The organism is Cohnella sp. CFH 77786, assembly GCF_019400745.1.
Taxonomy (GTDB): Bacteria; Bacillota; Bacilli; order Paenibacillales; family Paenibacillaceae; genus Cohnella.
The window spans coordinates 260,448-268,137 of the sequence record NZ_WJIB01000011.1 but is presented as its reverse complement, the minus strand read 5'-3'; the positions used below and the strand labels follow the sequence as shown (position 1 = coordinate 268,137).

The 7,690-nt window shown below is 60.2% G+C and carries 6 protein-coding genes; all 6 read right to left on the bottom strand.

The window, feature by feature from the left end:
• Positions 1-768: 768 nt before the first annotated feature.
• Positions 769-1,281 (bottom strand): adenine phosphoribosyltransferase, encoded by a 513-nt coding sequence (locus GE107_RS17875; protein WP_219641341.1) that lies wholly within the window; start codon positions 1,279-1,281, stop codon positions 769-771.
• A gap of 60 nt (positions 1,282-1,341) precedes the next feature.
• Positions 1,342-3,777 (bottom strand): single-stranded-DNA-specific exonuclease RecJ, encoded by a 2,436-nt coding sequence (gene recJ, locus GE107_RS17870; RefSeq protein WP_219641340.1) that lies wholly within the window; start codon positions 3,775-3,777, stop codon positions 1,342-1,344.
• Between the two features lie 168 nt (positions 3,778-3,945).
• Entirely contained in the window at positions 3,946-4,869 is a 924-nt protein-coding gene (locus GE107_RS17865) for a cation diffusion facilitator family transporter (RefSeq protein ID WP_255570598.1), read from the bottom strand.
• Positions 4,870-4,947: 78 nt separating this feature from the next.
• On the bottom strand, positions 4,948-5,862 hold the full coding sequence (gene secF, locus GE107_RS17860; protein WP_219641338.1) for a protein translocase subunit SecF: 915 nt from the start codon (positions 5,860-5,862) through the stop codon (positions 4,948-4,950).
• A complete protein-coding gene (gene secD / locus GE107_RS17855; RefSeq protein WP_219641337.1) occupies positions 5,852-7,102 on the bottom strand; it encodes a protein translocase subunit SecD in 1,251 nt (416 codons plus the stop codon). The genes secF and secD overlap by 11 nt, the downstream gene beginning before the upstream one ends.
• A 175-nt stretch (positions 7,103-7,277) precedes the next feature.
• Positions 7,278-7,550, bottom strand: coding sequence for a post-transcriptional regulator (locus GE107_RS17850; protein ID WP_219641336.1), 273 nt, complete (start codon positions 7,548-7,550; stop codon positions 7,278-7,280).
• Between the last annotated feature and the right edge of the window lie 140 nt (positions 7,551-7,690).

The following is a 7,690-nucleotide window of genomic DNA, read 5'->3' as shown; positions in this document are numbered from 1 at the left end:
CGGCGCCGTCATACCATCGAAGTAATGCCGCTCTGCCATTATTTCACCGACGACGCCCTCATATCATCGAAATAACGCCGCTCCGCCTTTATTTCGCCCACGGCGCCGTCGTACCATCGAAATAATGCCGCTCTGCCATTATTTCACCGACGACGCCCTCATATCATCGAAATAACGCCGCTCCGCCTTTATTTCGCCCACGGCACCGCCCTACCATCGAAGTAATGCCGCTCCGCCGTTATTTCACCCACGGCGCCGTCATACCATCGAAGTAATGCCGCTCTGCCATTATTTCACCGACGACGCCCTCATATCATCGAAATAACGCCGCTCCGCCTTTATTTCGCCCACGGCGCCGTCGTACCATCGAAATAATGTCGCTCCGCCTTTATTTCGCCCACGGCGCCGTCATACCATCGAAATAACGCCGCTCCGCCATTATTTCGCCCACGGCTTCGTCATACCATCGAAATCACGCCGCTCCGCCGTTATTTCGCCCACGGCGCCGTCATACCATCGAAATAACGCCGCTCCGCCATTATTTCGCCCACGGCGCCGTCATACCATCGAAATAATGCCGCTCCGCCGTTATTTCACCCATCGCACGGGCACTCCTTCGAAAACATGTCGCTTCGCCATATTTTCCTCGCTGAACCAGCCTTCCGAGGATATCTCGCCGCTCCACATAGATTTCGCGAGCATCATGAAAAACAAAGACCGCATGTTCCAGCCTTTCGGCGGAAGATGCGGTCTTATCGCTTCTATGACTCAGTAAGTAACCAACGACTTTACTTCGATGCCTTCCAGCTTGTCGCGGCCGTTCAAGTAGCCGAGCTCGATCAGGAACGCGGCGCCGGCAATCTCTCCGCCAAGCTGCTTGATGAGGTTGATGGTGGTGGAAATCGTGCCGCCGGTGGCGAGCAGATCATCCGCAATAAGGACCTTCTGTCCCGGCTGGATCGCGTCCTTATGCATGGCCAAGCGGTCCTTGCCGTACTCGAGGTCGTAAGCCGCCTCGATCGTCTCGCCCGGCAGCTTGCCGCTCTTGCGGATCGGGACGAACCCGACGCCGAGAGCGAGCGCGAGCGGAGCGCCGATGACGAAGCCGCGCGCTTCGGGTCCAGCGACCAGGTCGATCTTCATGCCGGACACCATCTCCTGCATGGCGGCGATCGCCGCGCGGTACGCTGGGCCGTCCTTCAGCAGCGTGGTGATGTCCTTGAACCGGATGCCGGGTTGGGGAAAATCGGGGATAACCCGGATATACTCTTTAAAGTCCATTCGTATGATCATGCTCCTTCTCATGGAACTGTCCGAACCGATTATACACATTTTCCCTCGTCATGACCAGCGAGTATTCGACCGAATCCGCTCGGCCCACTCTTTGAGCTTCTCCAGCGGCCAATCGGGAAATGCAGCCGTCTCCGCTTGCCGGACCATGCGAGCGTACCGCTCCGATTCTTCCAGCTTGCGGCGCGGAGGATCGGCCACGATCGCGCGTTCCGCTCCGTGGACACGGATAAAGCCAAGCTCCACGAATACTTCCTGGATCAACCGCACCGAGGCCAACGGCAAGCCGGCCTGATCGGCCGCACGGCGGAGCGCCCCTTCGGGACCGTCGATCCACGAGCCTTGTTCGCGAAGCAACGCGTAAACGCGCGCGAAATTAGCTCGGTCCAGCAAGGCGGGACGTTCCCGACCCGTACGCGCTTCAAACAGGTAAACGCTCTCCCAACCGCCCGGATCCGCCACCCAGCGTTCCAGCTGCCCTACATCCTGCTCGTTGTCCGGCAAGCCGAGCAAGACGAGCTTTCTCGCCCTGGAAGGCGCTCCCCGCCTGCTTCGCACAGTCTCGGTGGCGGCCGCCGTCTCCGTCCCGATATTCCCGCCCCCGTCCGAAACGTCCGAATAGGTGCAAATCACGGCTCCGCGAAGCTCCGGCCTGCTCGCGGCTTCGCCCGCATGGAGAGCGGATGCGCACAGCACGTAAACCGCCTCCGGGCTCCCCTCGGCGAGTTTGACGATTTCCGGCCAAACCCGTCCGATTGTCCTCCGGTCGACCCACCGCAACTCGTCGCACCGAAGATCCTGCACCGTAAATTGCACGCGCCGCGTCCCGTTCCATTCATTCACGCCGAGTTCGCCGAGCAGGTCGATTTTCGTACCCGATGCCAACCTTTCAGCCAAATCTCCAAAACCGAAGCCTACCGCTTCCAACGTCCGGCCTTCCCGGCCGACCTTCAGACGGATATGCTTGTTTTCTTTGCCCATCGTCCTGCTCTCGAGGATGGTGACGCCCTCGACCAACACGCGGGGGACCGGGTGGCCGTTGCCGAACGGCTCCAGCCGGGAGAGCGCTTCCGCTGCCTCCAGCGTCGTCTCGCTCAGCTCGCAAGCGAGATCGGCCCGCTTCTTCGGCTGCCAATCTTCAGGCCACAGCCATTCTCCCGTCAAGCGGTGAAGCTTCTCCTCCAATTCGACGATCCGTGCGGCATAAAGCGTCATCCCCGCGGCCGCTTGGTGGCCGCCGTAATGTTCCAAGCAATCTCCGCATTCGGTCAACGCGGCGTACAGGTCGAACCCGTCGATGGAACGCGCGGAACCTTTGCATTTGCCGGTATCGGGATCCTCCGCGAGAATGACGGCCGGACGGTAATGGCGCTCGACGAGCTTCGAAGCGACGAGTCCCGCGATACCCGCGTTCCAGCCGGTTTTAGAAAGAACGATCACGTTCGGGCCGTCTCCGCCGAATTCGGCGATTTTCTCCTGCCACATCCGTTCCGCTTCCAGTACGGTGGCATCGACGAGCTTCTGCCTCTCCGCATTTAAGCGGTCCAAGTCGCGGGCAAGCCGCTCCGCCTCCGCCGCGTCGTCCGTCGTCAGCAGCTTCACGGCGCCGTCCGCCCGTTCGAGCCTCCCTCCGGCGTTCAGCCGCGGCGCGAGACCGAAACCGATCCTGCCGCTCGAAAGCTCCGCGGGATCGGTACCGCATACTCCCGCCAAAGCGCGGATCCCAGCGGACGGCTCCTTGCGCATGCGTTCCAGCCCCATCCGAACGATCGTCCGGTTCTCTCCCGTCAGCGGCATCAAGTCTGCCACCGTGCCGATCGCCGCCAAATCCGCCAACTCTGCCGGCAGCCTCCCAAGAAGGACATGGGCGAGCTTGAAAGCGACACCCGCTCCGCACAGTCCTTTGAAGGGATAATCGCAATCCGGCTGCTTCGGATTCACCAGCGCAACCGCATCCGGTAAAATCGCGGGCGGTTCGTGATGGTCGGTGACCACGACGTCGATCCCTTTTTCGCGCGCGTAAGCGATCGGTTCCACGGCGCTGATCCCGTTGTCCACGGTCACGATCAGAGAGATGCCGGCTCCCGCAGCCGCGTCCACGGCGGGCAAATTCAACCCGTAGCCTTCGAGGCTCCGGTGAGGAATGTATGTATCGAAATTCGCGCCTAGCGAGCCGAACAACCGGATCATGAGAGCCGTCGACGTAACCCCGTCGGCATCGTAATCGCCGTACACCCGGATGCGCTCGCCATCTGCGATCGCCCGCCGGATCCGCTCGGCCGCCTCCGGCATTCCCTTCATGAGAAGCGGATTCTCCAGCCCCTCGACGTCAGCCGGCCGGAAGAAGAAAGCCGCTTCCTCCTCCGAGAACCCGCGGGATACGAGGACGCGGGACGCCAGCAGCGGAATGCCGAGCCTCTCCGCCCATTCCCGGGCCAGCCGCTCGTCCGGCTGATTCCATTCCCATCTGTAACGGGCCGGAATCATGGACTCACACTCCTTCGCTTAAAATGAACAGCGTGAAACTTCATGGATTCTGAATCACGGAGAAAAAGAAATCCGCCGCCCAGAGGCGGCGGAGGCATGTTCATGGCCACCGAAGATGAAGCCGGTGCCTATCGTTCGGGATGAACCGGATCCGGGATCCGCTTACCGTCACTGCAGCACCGTGGACCACTCTTCGTCCAGGTGATTGGTTTTGTAGGGATACCCGGGATCGTAAGGCTGCACTTGAACGGCGGCTTCCGCAATGTGCAGGAACCGTTTCGTCAAATGCCTGCGCACGCGTTGGGCGATATCGTGACCTTCGGCCACGCTGATGCGCGGATTCACCCGAATGATCGCGTCCACGGCAATATAATGGCCATGTTCGCGCGTCCGAATTTCGTCAACCGACACGACTCCGTCGATCTGCTGCACCGCTTCGAGGATCATCCGCGTATCGACCTCGCCCGTCGCGCTGCGGTCCGATTGCCTCAGCACGCCTGCCGTCAAGCGATAACCCATCCGCAGCACGAACACGGAAACGACAAGCCCGGCGGCCGGATCGAGCACGTATAGAACGGGCATCTCCAGTACGTCGCCCGCCATCGCGGCAGACGCGCCGACGAGCGCGGTGAGGGAAGCGAAGATATCCGACCGGTTCTCGCCGGGGCGGTCCGGCCGGATGCCGAGCTGCGTATCCCGTCTGCGCTTGTACCGCACCAGACCTTCCCGGGCTGCCATGCCGGCGGCGATGGCGGCGACGGCTCCCCAACCCGGCGCTTTCTCCGGACCTTCAGCCACGGCCTTGACCGAAGAAATCCCCATTTCGAGCCCGGCCACCAGCAGCAGAGCGGACAAGACGATGGAGGCCGCGAACTCCGCCTGCCGAGGATCGTTCCGTTTCTTGCCGGCGCCGCGCCAGCCCAGATAGGAGGCGAACGATCCCGCGCAATCCGCAGCCGATTGGCAAGCGTCGGCAAGCAGTGCCTTGCTGCCCGTCAGCCAGCCCGCGGCCCCTTTGAACAACGACAAGCCGAGCAGCCCGCATACCGAAACCAGAGCGCCCCGCTGAGCGGAAACGGCCCGCTGATCCATTTTCACATGAGCCACTCCTTCTCGAGCCCGCCTATTCCGTACCGGACCCGATTCATATGGGACGCGCTTTGAACGCGATCAAGTAGCGCTTTGCGGTTTGGCGGCTTTCTTGGGTACGGATTTCCCGCGCAGCAAGAGCCACAGCGGGCTGGCGATAAAGATCGAGGAATACGCCCCGCTGACCAGACCCAGAATCATCGCGAGCGAGAACATCCGGATCGATTCGCTGCCGAAAATGAAGAGCGCGACCGCGGCCAGCAACACCGTGATGACGGTATTGATCGAACGCGTGAGCGTCTGCCAAATGCTTCGATTGACAAGCATCGCGACATCTGCCGGCGTCTTGAGCTTGGCGAACCGGAGGTTCTCCCGGATCCGGTCGAAAATGACGACGGTATCGTTCGTCGAATATCCGATGATCGTCAGCACCGCCACGATAAACGGCAGGTTGACCTGCCAGCGGAAGATGGAGAACAGGCTGATGACGATGAAAGCGTCGTGCAGCAAGGCGACAACTGCCGCAATCGCGAACCGCCATTCGAATCGGATCGTAATGTACAGGATGATGCCGACGCTGGCGACGGCCATGCCGACGATCGCGTTCCGTTGCTGTTCGCGGGCGATGTCCGCGTCGACGATGTTCACCTCGAACGATGCCTTGTCGTCGAACTGCTTCGTGAAATCCGCCTTCAGCTGCTTTTCCTGCGTATCCTTGAGCGCATCCTTGAAGCGGATCGACAGCCGGTTCGGCGACGTGGTCAGCGAGTACTCGCCGAATTCGTGCGTTTTCAGGAACTGTTCGACGGCCGCTTTATCGACCGGTTTGGAAACCGAGATATCGACGGACGTGCCGGAGCGGAAATCGATCCCGTAGTTGAGCCCGAACACGGACAGGAAAATGATGCCCAGCAGCGTGATGGCGATGGAGAAGGTGAAAAACGGCTTGCTCGCCTTCACGAAGTTGAATTTCTTCTCATCATATTCAGAGCGCACGGATTTCACCCTCCTTCACGCCGTAGTAGCCGAGTTTCGTGAACCGTCCGCTTTGGATCAGCAGATGGAGCAGGAGACGCGGGAAGAAGACGTTGGTGACGATGTTGATCACGATGCTCCAGATGAGCACGACGGCGAACCCTTTGACCGAGCCTTGTCCCAGGTAGAAAAGAACGGCGCCGGCAATGATGTTCGTGATATGCGCGTCGATGACGGTGCGGAAGCTGTTCTTCGCGCCGGCGCGCAAGGAGGAGGTCAGCGTTTTGCCGCTCCGCAGCTCGTCCTTGATCCGTTCGGCGGTAATGATGTTGGAGTCGACGGCGATGCCGATCCCCAGAATGAACGCCGCGATACCCGGCAGCGTCATCGTTGCGCCCATAAGCCAGAAGACGCCGAGCAGCATCCAGCAATAGGCGATAAGGCAGATGCTCGCCACGACGCCGGGTATACGGTAGAAGCCAATCATGAAGATCAGGATCAGCACCGAGGCGATACCGCCTGCGAGCAGCGTTTCATTCAGCGATTGCTGTCCCAGCGTCGCGCCAACGCTTTGCGTGTATTTCTCCGTCAATTTGAGCGGCAGGGCGCCGAGGTTGATGATTTCGGCAAGGTTACGGGCGGCGTCGACGTCCGGCTGTCCTTCGATGACCGCCGATCCGTCGGTGAGAGGCTGGCGGACGACCGGATCCGTAAGGAGTTCCCCGTCGAGCATGATGGCCAGGTTTTTGCCCACCAGACGCGTGGAGACGTCGGCCAGTTTCTTCTTATCCTTCACTTTGATCGCGACGAGCGGCTGGTTCATCTGGTTATACTCGACCTTCGCCGCGCCTTCCACGAACTCGGCGCCCGTCAGCTCAACCTTGCAATAATCGGTCGGACTTTTGCAGCCGTCGGCGCTGCGGAATTCCAGGTTTGAGGGACGCTTCATCAAATCGCGCAGCTTCGCTTCGTCGGCGACGCCCGCGATTTTGACGCGGATTCGATTGCTGCCCTCCGTCGTAACCTCGGGCTCGCCCACGTTGTTCTTGTTGGCCCGTTTTTCCAAGCTGATCGCCGTTTGCCTCAGCGCCTCCTTGGTTACGGTGCCGCCTTCCGTCAGCGGCTGCGCCTCGTACAGAATTTCAAAACCGCCTTTCAAATCAAGCCCGAGCTTCGTCTTGTCGAGAAGTCCGGGCGTCGTGACCGCCATGACCCCGAACGTCAAGACGACGACGAGCGCGAAAGCGAGCAGTCGCTTCATCCTTGATGCCGTCCCCTTTCGATTCTCAATGTTCCTATTATACCTACCTGCGCAAAACGAAGTCAATTTGTCGAAAATGGGAGAAAGTCGCGACGCGATGCCGTTTATAACGGCGTTTCAACGCGCAAAAAAAGGATCCCGCCGAGCCGCGGAGATCCCGTGATCGGGGTCCGGTTCAAGGGCGCATATCGCCCCGGTACATGTTCAAGGTGATGAAATTCATGAATTGCGTCACCTTAAGGGACAAAATATCGTTCACGACCTGGTACAGCGGCGGAACGCCCTTCTTGTGGTACTTGTCGCTGACGCATTCCCATACGTCCGCTCCGGTCACGCGTTCGTAGCCGATGAGCCGGAACTCCTCCGCTTTGCTCTCGCAAAGCTGCTCGATCACGGCGTTCTGCTCTTCTTCCGTCAGGGACTCCCTGCCTTCGCCCGACTCGTTCATGCGCCAATCCCCTCCTTATCCCTCTTTCCGCGTTTCCGTTATGCGCTTTCCTTTACTTTAAGTTCTCCGCGCCCCCTGCGAATTCCTTCCCGGCCGTACGAATTTGCGCCAAGCACTCCTGTCATGAAGCCGGACAACCC